Origin of the sequence: Micromonospora sp. NPDC049081 (assembly GCF_040648835.1) — a bacterium.
In the GTDB taxonomy this organism is placed as follows: domain Bacteria; phylum Actinomycetota; class Actinomycetes; order Mycobacteriales; family Micromonosporaceae; genus Micromonospora; species Micromonospora antibiotica.
Map to the genome: position 1 here is coordinate 85,011 of NZ_JBEZEK010000008.1, position 18,892 is coordinate 103,902.

Below are 18,892 nucleotides of genomic sequence, written 5' to 3' on the forward strand. Positions count from 1 at the left end.
GACAGGCGCGGTGCGGGTGTAGGTGACAACGACACGGAGGCGGCGGTGCGCGAGCTGAGCGTGGTCGGGGTTCGGGTGGAGCTGCCCAGCAACCAGCCGATCGTCCTGCTCAGGGAAGTCGAGGGCGACCGCTATCTGCCGATCTGGATCGGTGCGGTCGAGGCCACGGCTATCGCTTATGAGCAGCAGGGGGTCAAACCGGCCCGGCCGTTGACGCATGATTTGTTGCGGGACGTGCTGGCGGCGTTGCAGGCGCCGTTGCGGGCGGTGGAGATCACCGAGTTGAAGGAGAACGTCTTCTACGCTGATCTGTTGCTGGGTGACGGGGTGCGGGTGTCGGCCCGGCCGAGTGATTCGATCGCGTTGGCGTTGCGGGTGGGTGCGCCTATTCGTTGTGCGGAGCAGGTCCTCAGTGAGGCGGGGATCGTGATTCCCGACGAGCAGGAGGACGAGGTGGAGAAGTTCCGGGAGTTCCTGGAGCAGGTGCGTCCGGAGGATTTCGCCGGTTGAGGCCGGGGCGTCGTGGTGGCGGCGTCGGTGTGTGGTGTGTCGTCGCGCGGCGTGTCGCGGCGGTTTCTCCGTGGTAACCCCTTGGTGCGGCGTTAGGGTTGCCGTGTCGAGGGGTGGGCGTCGGCGTAGTCGACGTGGTGCCGCACTGACGGGGAGGTTGTCGGGATGCACGAGCCACGGGAGCCTGAGCCAGGCGTGGAGCGGGGCGGGTCGGGCGCGGTGTCGTCGTCGCTGGAGGGCGACGGTGCGGTCGGGTACCGGGGTGTGACGGCCTGTTCGGCGGTGGGGATCAGTTACCGCCAGCTGGACTACTGGGCGCGGACGACGTTGGTGGTGCCGAGTGTCCGGGACGCGTCGGGTTCGGGTACGTCGCGGTTGTATTCGTTCCGGGACCTGGTGGTGTTGAAGGTCGTCAAGCGGTTGTTGGATGCCGGGGTGTCCCTGCAGAACATCCGGAAGGCGATCGAGGCGTTGCGGTCGCGTGGGGTGGAGGACCTGGCGGGGATAACGCTGATCTCGGACGGGACGACGGTGTACGAGTGCCGGTCTCCGGAGGAGGTGGTCGACCTGTTGCAGGGTGGCCAGGGGGTGTTCGGTATCGCGATCGGTGGGGCGTTCAAGGAGATCCAGGGGTCGTTGTCGCATCTGCCGGCGGAGCCGGCGGTGGCCGGGGGTGGGGAGTCGGTGTCGGCTGCGGGTGGTGTCGCGCAGGGCTCGTCGTCGGAGGTGGTGGGTGACGAGTTGGCGGCGCGGCGGGCGCGGCGTCGGGCGGGGTGATTCGTGGTGTCGTCGACGCCGCGGCCGGGGTTCCGGTCGCGGCGTTTTGTTGTGTGGGTGGTGGGGTGTCGTATCGATGTGGCTCGTGACCTGGGTGCCCGGGTGGGTGGTGTGGGGTGGGGTGGGTTCCATGGTGGACGTTGCGGGGTGGAGTCGGGTTTGTTGACAGCGGTGGTTCGGCCGTGAATCCTGTCCAGGGCGATCACCAGAGAACATCGATCGGTCACGGTGAGTGACGGTTGGTGGTGGCGTCGGGTTGATGCGTGGAGCATGGTGCGGGGGTCGCATCCGTGGTCCCGCCGAGGACGGGAAAACGAACCACAGTGCACATTGATCACTATGTCGGCGTGGGCGCCGTGCGGGCCGGTGGTGTCGATGCCGGGTCGCGGTGTCCGGTCTCCGCTGTGTCGCCGCCGGGTGTCGCGGTCCACTCCGGTGGGGAGGTGGTGGCGGAGGCGACGGAGTTCCTGGAGGCGTTGCACGCCGAGCGGCAGTTGCCGGGGTTGGCGGCGCGGTTGGCGGAGGTGCGCGAGGAGATCGCGTTGACCGGTTCGTACCGGCACACCCGGGAGGAGTTGGTGTACGGGGCGCGGGTGGCGTGGCGGCAGTCGGCGCGGTGTGTGGGGCGGGTGCGGTGGGCGGGGTTGCGGGTGCGGGACCGTCGGCACGTGACGACGGCGGCGGGTATCGCCGGGGAGTTGTCGGCGCATCTGGCGGCGGGGGACAACGGGGGTCGGATCCAGTCGGTGATCACGGTTTTCGCGCCGGACCGGCCGGGGGTGGGTCCGCGGGCGCGGATCTGGAACGACCAGTTGGTCCGTTACTGCGGTCATCTGCGGGACGACGGTGTGGTGGTGGGTGATCCGGCGCAGGTGGCGATGGTGCGGGCGGCCCGCCGGTTGGGGTGGCGGCCGCCGCCGGTGCCGGGTCGGTTCGACCTGTTGCCGTGGGTGATCGAGACGGCGAACGAGTCGCCGTCGGTGTGGCAGGTGCCGCGGGAGTTGGTGCGGGAGGTGGCGTTGACCCATCCGGACCATCCGTGGTTCGCGGATCTGATGCTGCGTTGGCATGCGCTGCCGGTGATCAGTAACATGCGTCTGCGTATCGGCGGGGTCGACTACAGTTGCGCGCCGTTCAACGGTCACTATCTGGGTGATGAGATCGGGACCCGGAACATGGGTGACCGGCAGCGGTATGACCAGTTGCCGGTGGTGGCGGCGGGGTTGGGGTTGGACACGTCGCGGGAGGACACTCTGTGGCGGGAGCATGCGGCGTTGGTGTTGAACCAGGCGGTGTTGCACTCGTTCCGGGAGGCGGGGGTGCGGGTGTCCGATCCGCACACCGAGTCGGAGTTGTTCATGAAGTTCTGTGCGCAGGAGGAGCGGGCGGGTCGTCCGGTGCACGGTGACTGGTCGTGGCTCAACGGGAGTGTGGGGTGGGCGGCGTTGCACGCGGTGCACCACCGCTACTACGACACCCGGGTCCCGAATCCGAATCTTTGGCAGACTGACCGCGCCTACGATCCGGATGGTGTGGTGGAGATGACGTTGCGTGAGCGTCATGACGTGGCTCGCGCGCAGGAGGACTGAGGATGGACAACGCGGCGTTGCGCCAGAGTTGGAGCCAGTTCTCCGCTGCCGGTCCGGAGGCGGCGAAGTATTTCTATGCCACGTTGTTCGTGGTGGCGCCGGAGGCGCGGTCGATGTTCCCGACGAACATGCAATATCAGGAGGACAAGCTCCTGGCGGCGTTGGGGCACATCATCACCAGTTTGGACGATCCGGGGGCGTTGTCGGCGTTCGCGCAGCGGTTGGGTGCCGACCATCGGCGGTTCCATGGTCAGGACCAGCGGGGTAATCCGGTGGTGTTGGCGGAGCGGCACTACATCTGGGTGGGTCAGGCGTTGCTGGCGACGTTGGAGCGGTTCCTGGGCCCGTACTTCACGCCGGCGTTGCGGGCGCAGTGGGCGGCGGCGTACGAGTTGGTGGCGAAGCTGATGCTCGATGGTGCGGCGGAGGCGGAACGGACGTCGCCGCCGCACTGGGAGGCGGAGGTGTTGACGGCGGAGCGGCGCCGCGCCGACATCATGGTGTTCACGGTGCGTCCGAACTACCTGTGTAGCTACCGGCCGGGGCAGTCGTTGCCGGTGCAGGTGCCGCAGTTGCGGACGTGGCGGTACCTGTCGCCGGCGAACGCGCCGCGTGCGGACGGGACGATCGAGTTCCATGTGCGGGCGGCGGGCCGGTTCTCCACGCATCTGGTGCGCCGGTTGCGGGCGGGTGAGCGGTTGTTGTTGGGGCATCCGACGGGGACGGCGTTGTCGTCGTTCGACCGGTCACCGCATCTGCCGTTGTTGTTGATCGCGGGGGGTACGGGGTTGGCGCCGTTGCGGGCGGTGGTGGAGGCGGTGCAGCAGGGTGCGGGGCGGCGCACGACGCTGGTGGTGGGTGGGCGTACCCCGGACGACCTGTATGACGAGGTGGCGGTGTCGCGGTTGGCGGCGTTGTCGCCGGCGGCGGGGTGGCCGCACGGGGGGACGGGGTGGTTGCGGTACGTGCCGACGGTGGAGACGGGTTGGGGTTGGCAGGGGGCGATCGGTCGGGCCGGTGACACGGCGGTGCGGTTGGGGCCGTGGGCGGACACGGAGATCCTGGTGTGTGGCAGCCCGGAGATGACCCGGGAGACGGTGGCGATCCTGGCGCGTTCGGGTGTGGATCCGGAGCAGGTCCTGACGGAAAGCTATGATCATTCCCTCTATCCGCCGCTCGCCGAGGCCGGTGCCGGTGCTCCGCGTGACTTCAGTGGGACGGGTGCCCGATGAGCGTGGACCACTCCGATCGGCTCGGCGCGGAGGAGGGTGAGATCGCCCGCCAGTTGTCGGTGTTGGAGGAGCGGCGGTTCCGGGGCAGTCACTGGTTGTCCGCTGATGAGGTCGCGGCGTTGGTCCGGTCGGCGGATGACCGGATCGGGGTGTTGACGGCGGAGTTGGCGCGGCAGCGGCGGGAGAACCAGGGGCTGCTGAGTCAGGTGGAGATGCTGCGGCACGGGACGTTGCCGAGTAACGCGCCGCAGGGCCCGGATCCGATGACTGTCGAGTTGGCGATGCGGGCGCAGGACGAGGCGAACCGGACGATCGGTGAGGCCAGCGCGGAGGGCGCGGAGATCATCGCGGATGCGCGGCGGCAGGCTGAGGAGATCGTCGCTGACGCGCACCGGCGGGCCGGTGAGGTGGGTGGGGCGGGGCCGCCGGCCGGTGGGGGTCCGTCGCCGGAGTTGGCGGGCAAGTTGCAGGCGTTGGAGGAGCGGCACGCGGCGGCGTTGGCGGCGGTCGCGGCGGCGCAGCAGCAGCTGACCCGGTGGCAGTCGTATCTGGCGGCGCAGTCGGAGCAGCTGCGGGCGGATGCGGCGGCGGCGGGTGGGGCGAGCGCCCAGCTGCGGGCGGTCCTGGGCGGCTGAGTGGACCCGCAGGGTCGCCGGGGTGCGGCGGCTGAGGCAGCATGGACGGGTGACGGAGACGATCGACGCGTTGGCGGGCCTGGTCGCCGCTGGTGGGGTCGTGGTGTTGAGTGGGGCCGGGTTGTCCACGGAGTCGGGTATTCCCGACTACCGGGGGCCGACGGGTGTGGCCCGCCGGCATCCGCCCATGACGTATCAGGCGTTCACCCGGGAGCCGGCGGCCCGGCGGCGGTACTGGGCGCGTAGCCACCTGGGGTGGCGGATGGTCGCGCGGGCGTCGCCGAACGACGGGCATCGTGCGGTGGCCCGGTTGCAGGCCGCCGGTCTGGTCGACGGGGTGATCACCCAGAACGTCGATGGTCTGCACACGGCGGCGGGTAGCACCGGGGTGGTGGATCTGCACGGCCGCCTGGACACGGTGGTGTGTCTGCGGTGTGGTGACCGCACGTCGCGGGAGGAGCTGGATCGGCGGTTGGTGGCGGCGAACCCGGGGTTCGACCCGACGGTCGCGGTGGTGAATCCGGATGGTGACGTGGAACTCGACGAGGAGCGGGTGGCCGCGTTCCGGTTGGTCGACTGCACGCGTTGTGGTGCGGGGATGCTGAAACCGGACGTGGTGTTCTTCGGGGAGACGGTGCCCGCCGACCGGGTGTCGCGGTGTTTCGCGATGGTCGACGCGGCCCGGTCGTTGCTGGTGCTGGGGTCGTCGTTGACGGTGTGGTCGGGGCGGCGGTTCGTGTTGCGGGCGGCGAAACTGGGCACGGCGGTGGTGATCGCCAATCAGGGGGTCACCCGGGGTGACGGGTATGCGGCGCTGCGGGTGGATGCCCCGTTGGGGCGGGTGTTGCCGCAGGTGGTGCAGCGGGTGGTGGCGGGCGCGGACCGCGCCCCGGGTGACGGGGTCGGCGGGTCCGTCCCGGTGGTGGCGGTCACGCCCGTGGCGGGTTGATCTCCGCCCGGTGGGGTCGACCCGGGGGGTACGACATCCGCCGGTAACGGTCGCGCTGGTAGCGTTGACCATGCCGACACCACCCACGCGGGAGAGATCGCCCAGCAGTATCCGGGCGGCGCCGAAGGGGCAGATTCTCCCCGGAACCTCTCAGGCAGAAGGACCGCGACGGGCAGGCACTGTGGAGCGCCGTGCGGCGTGACTCAGGGGGAGGCCGATCCGTCGACCTCGCCCCGTGGAGTCTGGAGCGCACGCATGACCGCAGAACAGTTCGCCGACCGGCACATCGGTCCCGGCCCGGATGACGAGCGCCGCATGTTGGACGTCGTCGGGCACGGCTCGATCGACGAGCTGATGGACGCGGCGATTCCCGAGGTGATCCGGTGGCACGGCACCCTGGATCTGCCGGCGCCGGCCACGGAGCGGGAGGCGATCGCCGAGCTGCGCGCGGTGGCGTCCCGCAACACGGTCGCGGTGTCGATGATCGGCCTGGGTTACCACGGCACCCACACCCCGGCGGTGATCCGCCGCAACGTGTTGGAGAACCCGGCCTGGTACACGGCGTACACCCCGTACCAGCCGGAGATCAGTCAGGGCCGGTTGGAGGCGCTGCTGAACTTCCAGACGATGGTGACGGACCTGACGGGGTTGGCGACGGCGAACGCGTCGATGCTCGACGAGGCGACGGCGGCGGCGGAGGCGATGACGCTGGCCCGTCGGGCGTCGAAGAGCCGCAGCACGGTGTACGTGGTGGACGCGGACGCGTTGCCGCAGACCGTGGCGGTGCTCGCGGGTCGGGCCGAGCCGCTCGGTATCGAGGTGCGGGTGGTGGACCTGGCCGTGGAGGAGTTGCCGGCGGAGTTCTTCGGTCTGCACCTGCAGTACCCGGGGGCGTCGGGTGCGGTGCGTGACCATGCGCCGCTGGTCGACGCCGCGCACGCGGTGGGGGCGTTGGTGACGGTGGCGGCGGACCTGTTGGCGTTGACGGTGCTGCGGGCGCCGGGGCGCATCGGGGTGGACATCGCGGCGGGCACCACGCAGCGGTTCGGGGTGCCGATGGGTTTCGGTGGGCCGCACGCCGGTTACCTGGCGGTGCGGGCCGGGTTGGAGCGGATGCTGCCGGGTCGGCTGGTCGGGGTGTCCCGGGACGCGGCCGGTGAGCCGGCGTACCGGTTGGCGTTGCAGACGCGGGAGCAGCACATCCGGCGGGAGAAGGCGACCAGCAACATCTGCACCGCGCAGGTGTTGCTGGCGGTGATGGCCGGCATGTACGCCGTGTACCACGGGCCGGACGGGTTGCGGCGGATCGCCGACCGGACCCGGTCGATGGCGTTGCGGTTGGCGGCGGGGTTGCGCGCCGGTGGCGTCGAGGTCGTCGACGGGGTGTTCTTCGACACGGTGACGGCGGTCGTGCCGGGTGGGGCGGCGCGGGTGGTGGCGGCGGCGCGGGAGCGGGGGGTGAACCTGCGGCTGGTCGACGCCGACCGGGTGGGGGTGTCGTGTGACGAGACGACCACCGGGGCGCACCTGGCGCTGGTGTGGGAGGCGTTCGGGGTGGACCCGGTCGTCGGTGACGTGGAGGAGGCGTTGCCGGCGGGGTTGGCGCGGGACACCGACTTCCTGACCCATCCGGTGTTCCGCAGTCACCATTCGGAGACGGCGATGCTGCGGTACCTGCGCCGGTTGGCGGACTTCGACTACGCCCTGGACCGGGGCATGATCCCGTTGGGGTCGTGCACGATGAAGCTGAACGCGACCACCGAGATGGAGCCGGTGACGTGGCCGGAGTTCGCGCATCTGCACCCGTTCGCCCCGGATGAGCAGACCGCCGGTTACCGGGAGCTGATCGGGCAGTTGGAGGGGTGGCTGGCGGAGGTCACCGGGTACGACGCGGTCAGTGTGCAGCCCAACGCCGGGTCGCAGGGGGAGTTGGCGGGGTTGTTGGCGATCCGCGCGTACCACCGGGACCGGGGTGACACCCACCGGGACGTGTGTCTGATCCCGTCGTCGGCGCACGGCACGAACGCCGCGTCGGCGGTGATGGCCGGGATGCGGGTGGTGGTGGTCGCCTGTGACGCCGATGGCAACGTCGACCTGGTCGACCTCGACGCGAAGATCGACAAGCATCGGGGTGCTCTCGCGGCGATCATGGTGACGTACCCGTCGACGCACGGGGTGTACGAGACGGGCATCGCGTCGTTGTGCGCGAAGGTCCACGACGCCGGTGGTCAGGTGTACGTCGACGGGGCGAACCTCAACGCGTTGGTCGGGTTCGCCAAGCCGGGCCGCTTCGGGGCGGACGTGTCGCACCTGAACCTGCACAAGACGTTCTGCATTCCGCACGGTGGGGGCGGGCCGGGGGTGGGTCCGGTGGCGGTGCGGTCGCACCTGGCGGCGTACCTGCCGGGTGACCCGTCGGGTGCCCGGGTGCAGGGGGCGCCGGCGATCTCGGCGGCCCGGTACGGGTCGGCGGGCATCCTGCCGATCCCGTGGGCGTACCTGCGGATGATGGGCGCGGCGGGGCTGGCCCGGGCGACGGGTGTGGCGGTGCTGGCGGCGAACTACGTGGCGGTGCGGCTGCGGGAGCATTTCCCGGTGCTGTACGCCGGCAACAAGGGCCTGGTGGCGCACGAGTGCATCCTGGACCTGCGTCCGTTGTCGAAGGCGACCGGGGTCAGTGTCGACGACGTCGCGAAGCGGCTGATCGACTACGGGTTCCACGCGCCGACGATGTCGTTCCCGGTGGCGGGGACGCTGATGGTGGAGCCGACCGAGAGTGAGGACCTGGCCGAGTTGGACCGGTTCTGCGACGCGATGATCGCGATCCGGGCGGAGATCGACCAGGTGGCGTCGGGACAGTGGCCGGCCGGGGACAATCCACTGGCCAACGCTCCGCACACCGCGGCGATGGTGTCGGCCGACGAGTGGCCGCATCCGTATCCGCGGTCGGTGGGGGCGTACCCGGGTGGGGTGGACCGGGCGGGGAAGTACTGGCCGCCGGTGCGGCGGGTCGACGGCGCGTACGGCGACCGGAACCTGATGTGTTCGTGCCCGGCGCCGGAGGCGTTCGAGGGCTGAGGCGCGGTGCCGGGGCGGCGGACGTGCCGCCCCGGTGCGGCGACCGGGGAGGGCGGCCCCTGTCGGGGGGCCAGCCTGCGATGATGTGGCTGGTGACGCCGACGGACCGTGATCGGTCAGGCGACGAGGGCGTGCCGGGCCGGCCCGCGGTGCGGGGCGATGGTGCTGCCGTCGGGAAGGAGTTCACCGGTGTCCTCGAAGACGATGACACCGTTGCAGAGCAGGCTCCAGCCCTGCTCAGGGAAGCAGGCGATGACCCGGGCGGCGTCCCGGTCGGTCGCTTCGGCGGAAGGGCAGGTGATCTGGTGCTGACACATCGGGTTCTCCGGACTGTGGGGGCACTGTGTCATGGTTCACATGACCAGTGACGCACAGTACCAAGGGACAGCGCACCGGATCGAGCAGCCTTCGGTCATGTTGCCCCGAAATCCGCTGAACGGATGAGCAGGAATGGGCCACCCGGCGTGGAAACGCTCCCAACGGTGCCGGTCGACGTACCGGGGGTGCCGGCGCGGTGCCGCAGCGTGCTCGTCGAACGTGACCGCTTCGAGTGGCGGATCACCGACGGTGGTGACCCGGCCGCGCAGATCGCCGGTTTCCTCGCCGCGCACGGCCTGCCCGTCGACGACCTGACCCGCCCGGCGACCCACCGCACCGACGGCCCCTGCGGCGCCGCCCTGTTCGTCTCCGCCGCCGCCGGCGCCCGGATGGTCGGCGCACCCACCGGTCCCGCGAGCCCCGTGCCCGCCCTGCCCGACGTCGCCGTCGTCGTCTACGACCACGACACCCGCCGCCCGCCCCCGACCGGGCCGGCACCGGGGCACCTGCGGGTCGGCCCCTGGCGGGACAGCTGGACCCCCGGGCAGCACGCCGACGCGGTACGCACCGTCCGGGCCGCCATCGGCCGCGGCGACGTCTACCAGGTCAACGTCGTCGGCCACGCCGCCGCCGGGTACACCGGTGACCCGCGGCCCGCCCTGGCCCGCCTCGCCGGCCTGCCCGGCGCCCGCTACGGCGGCACCCTGCACGGCGACCGTTGGACGATCGGCTGCGCCTCACCGGAGACCCTCGTCGCCGTGCACGCCGGGCGGGTCGTCACCCGCCCGATCAAGGGCACCCGCCCGGCCACCGCCGCCGGCCGCCGCGAACTGCTCGCCTCCGCCAAGGAACGCGCCGAACACATCATGATCGTCGACCTGGAACGCAACGACCTGGCCCGGATCGCCCGCACCGGTTCGGTGACCGTCGACGACCTGTTCACCGTGCGCCGCTGGTGCGACCTGTGGCAGGCCGAGTCGACCGTGTCCGCGGCCCTCGCCGACGGGATCGGCCTGGCCGACCTGCTGCGCGCCACCTGCCCCGGCGGGTCGGTCACCGGCGCCCCGAAACACGCCGCGCTGGCGTTGGTCGCCGCCGTCGAACCCGTCGGCCGGGGCGCCGGCATGGGCGGGTTCGGCTGGATCGGCCCCGACCACCTCGACCTGGGCCTGACCATCCGCACCGCCGCCGCCGACACCGACCGGTTGCACCTGTGGGCCGGCGGCGGCATCACCTGGGACAGTGACCCCGACGCCGAGGTCGCCGAGGCCGCCGCCAAGGCCGCCCCGGTGCGTGCCCTGCTCGCCGCCGACTGACCACCGCACCGGCCGCTATGGTGGCCGCATGCACGTCGAGTACAGCGGCACCGGCGACCCCGCCCGCAGCCTCGCCCTGCTCTGGCGCACCCGCGAACGCACCAGCCGCAGCGGCGACCTGGGCGTCGACCGGATCGTCCGGGCCGCCATCGACGTCGCCGACACCGACGGACTCGCCGCGCTGTCCATGCGTCGGGTCGCCGAACGTCTCGGCGTGGGCACCATGTCCCTCTACACCCACGTGCCGGGCAAGGGTGAACTGCTCGACCTCATGCTCGACACCGTGCACGGCGAGACCCCCCGACCGGCGGACGTCCCGGGCGGCTGGCGGGACCGCCTGGAACGCGTCGCCCGCGACAACTGGGCGCTGTACCTGCGCCACCCCTGGCTGTTGCAGGTCGCCACCACCCGCCCACCCCTGGGCCCGCAGGTCACCGCCCGCTACGACCACGAACTACGCGCCGTCGAGGGCATCGGCCTGACCGACCTGGAGATGGACGCCGTGATCACCCTCGTCGACTCCTACGTCCACGGTGCGGTACGCGGCGCGGTGGAAGCCGCCCAGGCCACCGCCCGCACCGGCCTGACCGACGAACAGTGGTGGCACGCCCACGCCCCCTACCTGGAAAAGGTGATGGACCCGGCCCGTTTCCCCACCGCCGCCCGGGTCGGCGCCGCCGCCGGGCAGGAGTACCAGGCCGCCACCGACCCGACCCGTGCCTTCGACTTCGGACTGGCCCGCATTCTCGACGGCATCGCCGCCCTGGTGGCCGACCGGTGCGCCGGTCCACCGCCGCCGGTGACCCCCCGATAGCCTTCCGGGCATGACCGTACGCCCGATCAGGATCATCGGTGACCCCGTCCTGCGCACCGCCTGCACCCCGGTGACCCGCTTCGACACCGCCCTGCAGCAGCTCGTCGACGACCTGATGGACACCCTCACCGGCGAACCGGGCCGGGCCGGTGTCGCCGCCCCGCAGATCGGCGTCGACGCCCAGGTGTTCGTCTACGACGCCGACGGTCACCGCGGCCACCTGATCAACCCCACCATCGAGTTGTCCGACGAGATCCAGGACGACGACGAGGGGTGCCTGTCCATTCCCGGGCTGTACTTCCCGACCCGTCGGGCCCTGCACGCCACCGTGCACGGCGTGGACCGGCACGGCGACCCGCTGACCATCTCCGGCAGCGGGTTCCTCGCCCGCGCCCTGCAACACGAGACCGACCACCTCGCCGGTCGGCTCTACGTCGACACCCTGCGCGGTGACATCCGCCGCAAGGCGCTGCGGGAGATCCGCGCCGGCCGGTTCGACTCACCCCGCCGCCACCGCTGACCGGCCGGCTCAACCCGCCCCGCTGGTCAACGTGTACTCGCCGAACCGTGCCACCGTGGTGAAACCGAGCCGCCCGTAGAGGCGTACCGCCGTGGTGTTGTCGGCCCGCACGTTCAACGTCACATGATCGACGCTGTCGCGTAGCCGGGCGCACAGCGCGGCGACGACCGCCTGGGCCAACCCCCGCCCCCGCGCCTGCGGGCGGGTGGTCACGTTGCCCACCGCGGCCACCCGGTAGGTCGGCGACCACACGTGCACCCCGGCCACCGCGACCAGTTCACCACCCGCACGTACCCCCAGGTAGTGGCCGGTGTCGAGCATCCGTGGGTCGAACCAGTTACCGGGGTACGCGTCGGCGTACAGGGCCCGCAGCGCCGGCAGGTCCGCCCCGGTCAGCACCTCTCCCGAGGCGGCGACCCCGGCCAGCCGGGCCGGGTCGGTCAACGCCATCCGCAGGTGCGCCCCCGCCGGGGTGATCACGTACCGGCCCGCGAGGACCTGTTCCAGCCCGGGGGACAGGTGCGCGTACAGCCGGGCGGGCAGCACCGGGGCCAGTTCGTCGAGCAGCGCCGCCGCCGGCCGGTCCGGTTCGGCGGCGAACAGCAGCAGCACCGGCTGTGCCGCCCCGTGGTAGAGCAACGCCACCTGCTCACCCCGACGGAACCACGACGTGTAGGGCCAGAAGAAGTCGTCCAGGTCACCCAGCTGGTAGGCGTGCAGCACCGGATCGCGCCGCAGCAGCCCGGCCAGCACGGCACGGTCGTGTTCGGCGCGGACCGGCACCGCTCAGCAACGACCTGCGGGAAGGTTCTCGTCGGCCCAGCGGGCCAGCTCGTCCAGCGCCGGCAGCAGGGCCGCGCCCCGACCGGTCAGCTGGTAGCTGACCCCCAGCGGGGGGCCCTCCCGCACGGTGCGGCTGACCAGGTCGACCCGGGCCAGCTCACCGAGGCGGTCCGACAGCACCGACTCGCTGATCCCCGGCAGTGCCCGGGCCAGCTCGGCGAAGCCCGCCGGCCCCTGGGCGAGGGTGCCCAGGATCATGCCGTTCCACCGTTTACCCAGGAACGCGAACGCCCGGGACAGCCCCCCGGGACAGGCGCGGGGCCCGTCGTCGATCGGGGAGCACGTCGTCATAAGCCCAGCATACGTGGTCCGTAACTCACCCTAGCCACTTCGAAAAAACTAGCTGCTACTGTGGGCGCAGCAAACGCCGATCCGACCGGAGGACACCATGACCGACGTACTGCCCAACCACCTCATCACCCTCGACCCGCAGGCCCAGGCCCAACTGTTCACCGAGGCCCGCACCGCCAACACCTTCACCGACACCCCCGTCAGCGACGAACAACTCCACGCGATCTTCGACCTCGCCAAGTACCCACCCACCGCCATGAACGTCCAACCCCTGCGGGTGCTGTTCGTCCGCCCCGGCGAAGGCCGCGACCGCCTCCTCACCCACGTCGCCGAAGGCAACCGCACCAAAACCGCCACCGCCCCCGTCGTCGCCGTCCTCGCCGCCGACACCAACTTCCACGAACACCTCGACACCGTCTTCCCCATCCGCCCCGGCATGCGCGAACACTTCGCCGCCGACCCCACCGTCCGCGACGGCATGGCCCGCTTCAACGCCGGACTCCAGGTCGGCTACTTCCTGCTCGCCATCCGCGCCGCCGGCCTCGCCGCCGGACCCATGGGCGGATTCGACGCCACCGGCGTCGACAACGAATTCTTCACCGACACCGGCTGGAAGTCCCTGCTCCTGGTCAACATCGGACACCCCGGCCCCGACGCCTGGCACCCCCGCCTGCCCCGCCTCGACTACGACACCGTCGTCCGACACGCCTGAACCACCCCAGACCCACCAGTGGCTGGCCCGCCGAGCACCCACCCGCTCAGCCGGCCAGCCACTGGTCGTAACCCAACCGCGCCACCAACGCCACCACCACCACCAGCAACACCACCCGCACGAACCCCGCACCCCGCCGCAACGCCATCCGCGCCCCCACCGCCGCCCCCGCCACGTTGCACACCGCCATCGCCAACCCCAACCACCACCACACGTGCCCCGTCACCGCGAACACCACCAACGCCCCCAGATTCGTCCCCGCGTTGACCACCTTCGCCATCGCCGAACCACCCAGAAAATCCGCCCCCACCAACACCGTGAACGCCACCACCAGGAACGTCCCCGTCCCCGGCCCGATCAACCCGTCGTACAACGCGATACCCACCCCCGCCACCCCCACCGCCGCCACCACCCGCACCCGGGTCCGCCGCGCCGGCACCGCCACCGTCCCCAACCGTGGCCGCAACACCACGAACAACGCCACCCCCACCAACACCACCAACACCACCGGCCGGTACGCCCCCGCCGGCACCACCCCCGCCAACGCCGCCCCCACCCCCGCACACCCCACCGCCAACACCGCCGCCGGACCCGCCACCGCCCAATCGACCCGCGTACGCCGCGCGAACGTCACCGCCGCCGTCGACGTACCCGCGATCGCCGCCAACTTGTTCGTCCCCAACGCCGTCGCCACCGGCACCCCCGGCGCCGCCACCAACAACGCCGGCAACAACAACAACCCACCCCCACCGACCACCGCATCCACCCACCCCGCCAGGGCAGCCGCAGCCAGCAGAGTCGTCAACGACACAGGATCCACGGCCGGCCATTCTCCCCACCCCACCCGGCCACCCGCCCACCCAAGTGGCCCACCTCACCGCCCACGTCGCCGCCGCAGCCACACCCCCACCACACCCAACACCACGAACACCAACATCGAACAACACAACAACTTGATCATTCGGTAACTGTGCCACGGACGTAGGGTGCACAGGTGCGCCTGGCGACCTTCAACCTGCTACACGGCCGCTCCCTGACCGACGGGCTCGTCGACCCCGCCCGGCTCACCGCCGCCGTCCACGCCCTCGACGCCGACATCCTCGCCCTCCAGGAAGTCGACCGCGACCAGTCCCGCAGCGGCCACCACGACCTCACCACCCTCGCCGCCCAGGCCCTCGACGCCCCCGAACACCGCTTCGCCGCCGCCGTCGTCGGCACCCCCGGCGAACACTTCCGCCCGCTACGCCACGACGACGACGGCCACGGCGAACCCTGCTACGGCATCGGCCTGATCAGCCGCCACCCGGTCCGCAACTGGCACGTCACCCGCCTCAACCCCGCACCCGTCCGCTCACCCATCTACGTCCCCGGCCCCGGCGGCGGCCTCATCCTCCTGCGCGACGAACCCCGCGTCGTCCTCGCCGCCGTCCTCGACACCCCCCACGGCCCCCTCACCGTCGCCGCCACCCACCTGTCCTTCGTCCCCGGCTGGAACGCCCACCAACTCCGCCGCGCCGTCCGCGCCCTACGCGCACTACCCGCCCCCCGCATCCTCCTCGGCGACCTCAACCTCCCCGCCGGCCCCGCCCGCCTCCTCACCGGCTGGCAACCCCTGGCCCGCCGCCCCACCTACCCCGCCACCGCACCCCGCGTGCAACTCGACCACATCCTCGCCGACCCCCACGACCGGCACCTCCTACCCCCCGTCACCGCCACCGACAACCCACGCTCCACCATCTCCGACCACCGCCCCCTCGTCGTCGACCTCGGCTGACCCACCACCGGTCACCCCCTACCCGCAGCCCGCTGCGCCGCCCGCAACGCGTTACGGAACAGCATCGCCACCGTCGTCGGACCCACCCCACCCACCCGAGGCGTGATCGCCCCCGCCACCCGCGCACACGCCTCGTCCACATCCGGCAACAACCGGCGACCCGCATACCGCACCCCACCACCCACCACCACCGCACCCGGACGCACATGCTCCGGCCGCACGATCCCCGGCACCCCCACCGCCGCCACCAGGATCTCCGCCCGCCGCGTGTACCGCGGCCAGTCCGCCACCCCCGTGTGCACCACCGTCACCGCCGCATTCGCCGTCGGCCGCTTCTGCGCCAACAACATCGCCAACGGACGACCCAACGTCGCACCCCGACCCAGCACCACCACCTCCCGCCCCGCCACCGGCACCCCGTGGAACGCCAACAACGCCTCGATCCCCGCCGGCGTACACGGCAACGGCCCCGGCAACCCCAACGCCAACCGGCCCATGTTCACCGGATGCATCCCGTCCACGTCGGAATCCGGATCCAACACCTCCAACGCCCGGTCATAATCCAGCTGCCCCGGAACCGGATGCTGCACCAACACCGCGTGCACCCCGGCATCGTCGTTGAGATCCCGCAACACCCGATGCAGATCCGCCTGCGTCGCCGACCCCGGCAACCGCACATGCGGCGACGCGAAACCCAACTCCGCCGCCTGCCGGGACTTGATCCGGATGTACCCGACACTCGCGTCGTCGTCACCGACCAGCACCGTCGCCAACGACGGCACCACCCCGACCGCCCGCAACGCCGCCACCCCCTCGGCGACCTCGGCGAAAATCCGCTCCGCCACCGGCCCACCCGGCAACAACCGGGCCGTACCAGACGTGGGGGAGGGGCAAGAGGAAACAGACATGACGCACCTCGACCACGAAGGCCCAGGCGGTCGACCTCCGCGACGAGCTCCCCGATGGTTGACCCATCCCCGTGCCGCCAGTCGCATCCACCCCCACCATGCCACACCCCACCACCCACCGGGCCCCGCCACCCCACACGCGCCGGGCCCGGCCGCCACACGACGACCGGGCCCGACTGACCGACCTGCTACGAGACCGTGATCTGCGCGACCCCACCAGCCGGATTGCTGATGATGCCGACCATCGACCGGCGACACGACCCGATGACCGGATCGTTCGCACACCCCGGGGCGCTGTAGTCCACCGCCACCACCTGGATCCGGTGATTGGCCACCGTCGGCGAATAGTTGAACGGCGAACCCACCGGACAGCTGCTGCCACTCCACTGCGAACCCAGCAGACCCAGATCCGTCCAGACACCCCCGGCGTCCATGTCGTTGATCCAGATGCGCAGCGGCCGCCGGTCGTTGTGACAGTTGTACGTCAACAACGTCCGCACCCCCGTCGCCCCCGAATCCGGCGGCGTGACCATCGCATCACCCGACCAGATCAGGTTGACCCCCCACGGCCGGCTGCCATACACCACATAGTCGTTACGGCTGCGATTGAACAACGCCTGACCACCCGCCGTGGTGATCACGTTCCACTCGTAGACCGCAGTGGCCGACCAGACCAGGTCGATGCCCCAACTCTGCGCACCCCACCGCAGGTAACCCCCGCCCGGAACCCGCAACGCCACCTTCGTGGTGTTCGTGATCGGCGCGTTCGTCGGCAGACCCTCCCCGTACACCTCCCACCGCGAATTCGGCCAGTCGGTCCAGTTCAGATTGATGCCGTAGTCGCGCTCCGCGTACCGCAGCGCCTTGAGACCATTGCTCTGGTTACGCATCGGACCGTACCCACCACTCCACGTCGGCAGGCCCTCCCAGTCGACGACCGCACTCGGCGGCGTCGCCAACACACCCGACCCGGCCGACGCCGGCACCGCACCGGTCAACCCGGCGACGACCACCGCCACCAGCAGGCAGAGCACTCTGTGAACACGGGACATGTCTCCTCCGAATCAGGACACCAGCACGGACACCCCTAACGGCGTTCCACCCCGTGCCACCCCGTTCCGGCCCCCTCAATACCCCGCACCCACCTCCTCCGGCGCCCCCCGCGCAATCGCCGCCAACAACGCCACACTGCCCCGCAACGTCTCCACATCCGGCGACGACGTCGACAACCGCACCGCATCCGGCACCGGCACCCCCACCACCGCATAGTCGGCCGCCGGACTGACCACCACCCGCTGCCGGGCCGCAGCCGACACGAACGCCCCCGTCGACCACCCACCCGGCAACCGCCACCACACGTGGTACGACCGAGGATCAGCACGTACGTCGAACCCGGCCAGCACCTCCGCCACCACCGCCTGCCGCAACCGCGCGTCCTGCTGCTTGAGCCGCACGATCCGCTGCGCCGTACCATCGGCCAACACCGCCGTCGCACACGCCAACGCCACACCCGGCACCCCCCACGTACCGGAACGCACCGCCGCCGCGACCCGCCCGGCCAACCCCGCCGGACACACCAGCAACCCCAGATTGAGCCCCGCACCCACCCGCTTGGACAAACTGTCCACCAGGATCGTCTGCTCCGGAGCATGCGCCGCCAACGGCAACTCCTCGTCGTACAGAAACGAATTGATCCGATCCTCGATCGCGACCAGACCCAACCGCGCGAGCCGCCCACCCAACTCGACCCGCCGCGCCGCCGACATCGTCACCCCCAACGGGTTGTGCAACGTGGGCTGAAGGTAGACCGCCGCGAGCGGCGCCCGACGATGCGCCTGCTCCAACGCCGACGCACTCAGCCCCTCCCCATCCATACCGATCGGCACCAACGTCACACCGTGCCGCGCCGCGATCGCCTTCACCACCGGATACGTCAACTCCTCCACCCCGAGCCGCTGCCCCGGCGCCACCAATGCCACCATGGCCGCCGCGATCGCCTGCCGCCCACTACCGGTGAACAACAACCGCTCAGGGTCCACCACCCACCCCGGCCGGGACAGGAAGGACGCACCGACCCGCCGCGCCTCCCGCGACCCGGTCACCGGCACCGGATGCATCGCCGCCTCCAGGCCCGCCGGTGCCAACACCCGCCCCAACGCCCGCGCCACCATCGACGACTGCCCCGGCAACACCGGAAAGTTGGCCTCCAGATCGACCAGGTCCGCGTCCCCCGACCGCACCGAGAAATCCACCACGAACGTGCCCCGACCCACCGCCCCGGCCACCAGACCCCGCCGCGCGAGCTCCTGATAGACCCGGGCCGCCGTCGACACCGCCATCCCGTGACGCCGGGCGAACTCCCGCTGGGGCAGCAGCCGCTGCCCCGGCCGCATCCGCCCGGACCGGATATCAGCCGCCACCGCATCGGCCACCAGCCGGAAATCGTCCCGCACCGTCACCCCTCACCTCCACCGAACCCTGCCCGCACCGCACCCCGCAACGCCTCCGAGCAATCCGACCACAACATCGGTGCAATCAACAGACACCCAGCCACGCAAAACCCCCCAATGTCGGATTCCCGGCCGCGAACACAGTTGACGCCACCAACCAAACCGATGCGAGACTC

General features: G+C 71.2%; 19 protein-coding genes and 2 riboswitches. Of the genes, 12 read left to right on the top strand and 7 right to left on the bottom strand.

Features of this window, described 5'->3' with window-relative positions:
- The first annotated feature begins 45 nt into the window (after positions 1-45).
- From AB0B63_RS14495 to gcvP, 7 genes are all read left to right on the top strand, one after another.
- Positions 46-510: a bifunctional nuclease family protein gene (locus AB0B63_RS14495; RefSeq protein WP_088647333.1), complete on the top strand. Its 465-nt coding sequence runs from the start codon at positions 46-48 to the stop codon at positions 508-510.
- Positions 511-675: 165 nt separating this feature from the next.
- The gene (locus AB0B63_RS14500) at positions 676-1,287 is read left to right on the top strand and encodes a MerR family transcriptional regulator (protein ID WP_208565905.1); all 612 of its coding nucleotides are present in this window, start codon (positions 676-678) and stop codon (positions 1,285-1,287) included.
- 404 nt (positions 1,288-1,691) lie between these two features.
- Positions 1,692-2,876 (top strand): nitric oxide synthase oxygenase, encoded by a 1,185-nt coding sequence (locus tag AB0B63_RS14505; protein ID WP_357018405.1) that lies wholly within the window; start codon positions 1,692-1,694, stop codon positions 2,874-2,876.
- A gap of 2 nt (positions 2,877-2,878) precedes the next feature.
- Positions 2,879-4,108, top strand: a complete 1,230-nt coding sequence (locus AB0B63_RS14510; RefSeq protein WP_208565906.1) for a globin domain-containing protein — start codon at positions 2,879-2,881, stop codon at positions 4,106-4,108.
- Positions 4,105-4,743, top strand: a complete 639-nt coding sequence (locus tag AB0B63_RS14515) for a hypothetical protein (protein WP_208565907.1) — start codon at positions 4,105-4,107, stop codon at positions 4,741-4,743. Before AB0B63_RS14510 ends, AB0B63_RS14515 begins: the two co-directional genes overlap by 4 nt.
- Positions 4,744-4,792: 49 nt before the next feature.
- Complete coding sequence (locus tag AB0B63_RS14520; protein ID WP_357018410.1) at positions 4,793-5,692, top strand: NAD-dependent protein deacetylase; 900 nt, start codon at positions 4,793-4,795, stop codon at positions 5,690-5,692.
- A 78-nt stretch (positions 5,693-5,770) separates the two neighbouring features.
- A riboswitch (glycine riboswitch) is annotated at positions 5,771-5,868 on the top strand.
- Positions 5,869-5,947: 79 nt separating this feature from the next.
- Positions 5,948-8,770 (top strand): aminomethyl-transferring glycine dehydrogenase, encoded by a 2,823-nt coding sequence (gene gcvP / locus AB0B63_RS14525; RefSeq protein ID WP_357018413.1) that lies wholly within the window; start codon positions 5,948-5,950, stop codon positions 8,768-8,770.
- 116 nt (positions 8,771-8,886) lie between these two features.
- Here gcvP and AB0B63_RS14530 read toward each other — a convergent pair whose 3' ends face one another.
- A complete protein-coding gene (locus AB0B63_RS14530; protein WP_067311530.1) occupies positions 8,887-9,087 on the bottom strand; it encodes a DUF5999 family protein in 201 nt (66 codons plus the stop codon).
- A gap of 123 nt (positions 9,088-9,210) precedes the next feature.
- On the opposite strand from AB0B63_RS14530, the gene AB0B63_RS14535 reads away from it, so the two are divergent.
- The 3 genes from AB0B63_RS14535 to def are packed head-to-tail and all read left to right on the top strand — an operon-like array spanning position 9,211 to position 11,738.
- Positions 9,211-10,404: a chorismate-binding protein gene (locus tag AB0B63_RS14535; protein WP_208565910.1), complete on the top strand. Its 1,194-nt coding sequence runs from the start codon at positions 9,211-9,213 to the stop codon at positions 10,402-10,404.
- Between the two features lie 28 nt (positions 10,405-10,432).
- Positions 10,433-11,218: a TetR/AcrR family transcriptional regulator gene (locus AB0B63_RS14540; protein ID WP_219462062.1), complete on the top strand. Its 786-nt coding sequence runs from the start codon at positions 10,433-10,435 to the stop codon at positions 11,216-11,218.
- Positions 11,219-11,228: 10 nt separating this feature from the next.
- Positions 11,229-11,738 carry a peptide deformylase gene (def, locus tag AB0B63_RS14545; RefSeq protein ID WP_208565912.1) on the top strand — a complete coding sequence of 170 codons (510 nt, stop codon included), beginning with the start codon at positions 11,229-11,231 and terminating at the stop codon, positions 11,736-11,738.
- 9 nt (positions 11,739-11,747) lie between these two features.
- On the opposite strand, the gene AB0B63_RS14550 is transcribed toward def, so the two are convergent.
- Positions 11,748-12,521 (bottom strand): GNAT family N-acetyltransferase, encoded by a 774-nt coding sequence (locus AB0B63_RS14550; protein WP_357018420.1) that lies wholly within the window; start codon positions 12,519-12,521, stop codon positions 11,748-11,750.
- A 3-nt stretch (positions 12,522-12,524) separates the two neighbouring features.
- Positions 12,525-12,872, bottom strand: a complete 348-nt coding sequence (locus tag AB0B63_RS14555; RefSeq protein WP_208565914.1) for a helix-turn-helix domain-containing protein — start codon at positions 12,870-12,872, stop codon at positions 12,525-12,527.
- 97 nt (positions 12,873-12,969) lie between these two features.
- Here AB0B63_RS14555 and AB0B63_RS14560 point away from each other — a divergent pair, with 97 nt between their 5' ends.
- Positions 12,970-13,584: a malonic semialdehyde reductase gene (locus AB0B63_RS14560; protein WP_208565915.1), complete on the top strand. Its 615-nt coding sequence runs from the start codon at positions 12,970-12,972 to the stop codon at positions 13,582-13,584.
- Positions 13,585-13,630: 46 nt separating this feature from the next.
- Here the strand turns inward: AB0B63_RS14560 and AB0B63_RS14565 are convergent, their stop codons facing one another.
- A complete protein-coding gene (locus AB0B63_RS14565; protein WP_244251836.1) occupies positions 13,631-14,389 on the bottom strand; it encodes a TSUP family transporter in 759 nt (252 codons plus the stop codon).
- Between the two features lie 189 nt (positions 14,390-14,578).
- On the opposite strand from AB0B63_RS14565, the gene AB0B63_RS14570 reads away from it, so the two are divergent.
- Entirely contained in the window at positions 14,579-15,358 is a 780-nt protein-coding gene (locus AB0B63_RS14570) for an endonuclease/exonuclease/phosphatase family protein (protein ID WP_208565917.1), read from the top strand.
- 11 nt (positions 15,359-15,369) lie between these two features.
- Here the strand turns inward: AB0B63_RS14570 and AB0B63_RS14575 are convergent, their stop codons facing one another.
- From AB0B63_RS14575 to AB0B63_RS14585, 3 genes are all read right to left on the bottom strand, one after another.
- Positions 15,370-16,266 carry a tetrahydrofolate dehydrogenase/cyclohydrolase catalytic domain-containing protein gene (locus tag AB0B63_RS14575; RefSeq protein WP_357018426.1) on the bottom strand — a complete coding sequence of 299 codons (897 nt, stop codon included), beginning with the start codon at positions 16,264-16,266 and terminating at the stop codon, positions 15,370-15,372.
- A gap of 13 nt (positions 16,267-16,279) precedes the next feature.
- Positions 16,280-16,361: riboswitch (ZMP/ZTP riboswitch) on the bottom strand.
- 93 nt (positions 16,362-16,454) lie between these two features.
- The gene (locus tag AB0B63_RS14580) at positions 16,455-17,318 is read right to left on the bottom strand and encodes a hypothetical protein (protein WP_357018429.1); all 864 of its coding nucleotides are present in this window, start codon (positions 17,316-17,318) and stop codon (positions 16,455-16,457) included.
- Positions 17,319-17,393: 75 nt separating this feature from the next.
- On the bottom strand, positions 17,394-18,719 hold the full coding sequence (locus AB0B63_RS14585) for a PLP-dependent aminotransferase family protein (protein WP_357018432.1): 1,326 nt from the start codon (positions 18,717-18,719) through the stop codon (positions 17,394-17,396).
- Positions 18,720-18,892 lie beyond the last annotated feature (173 nt).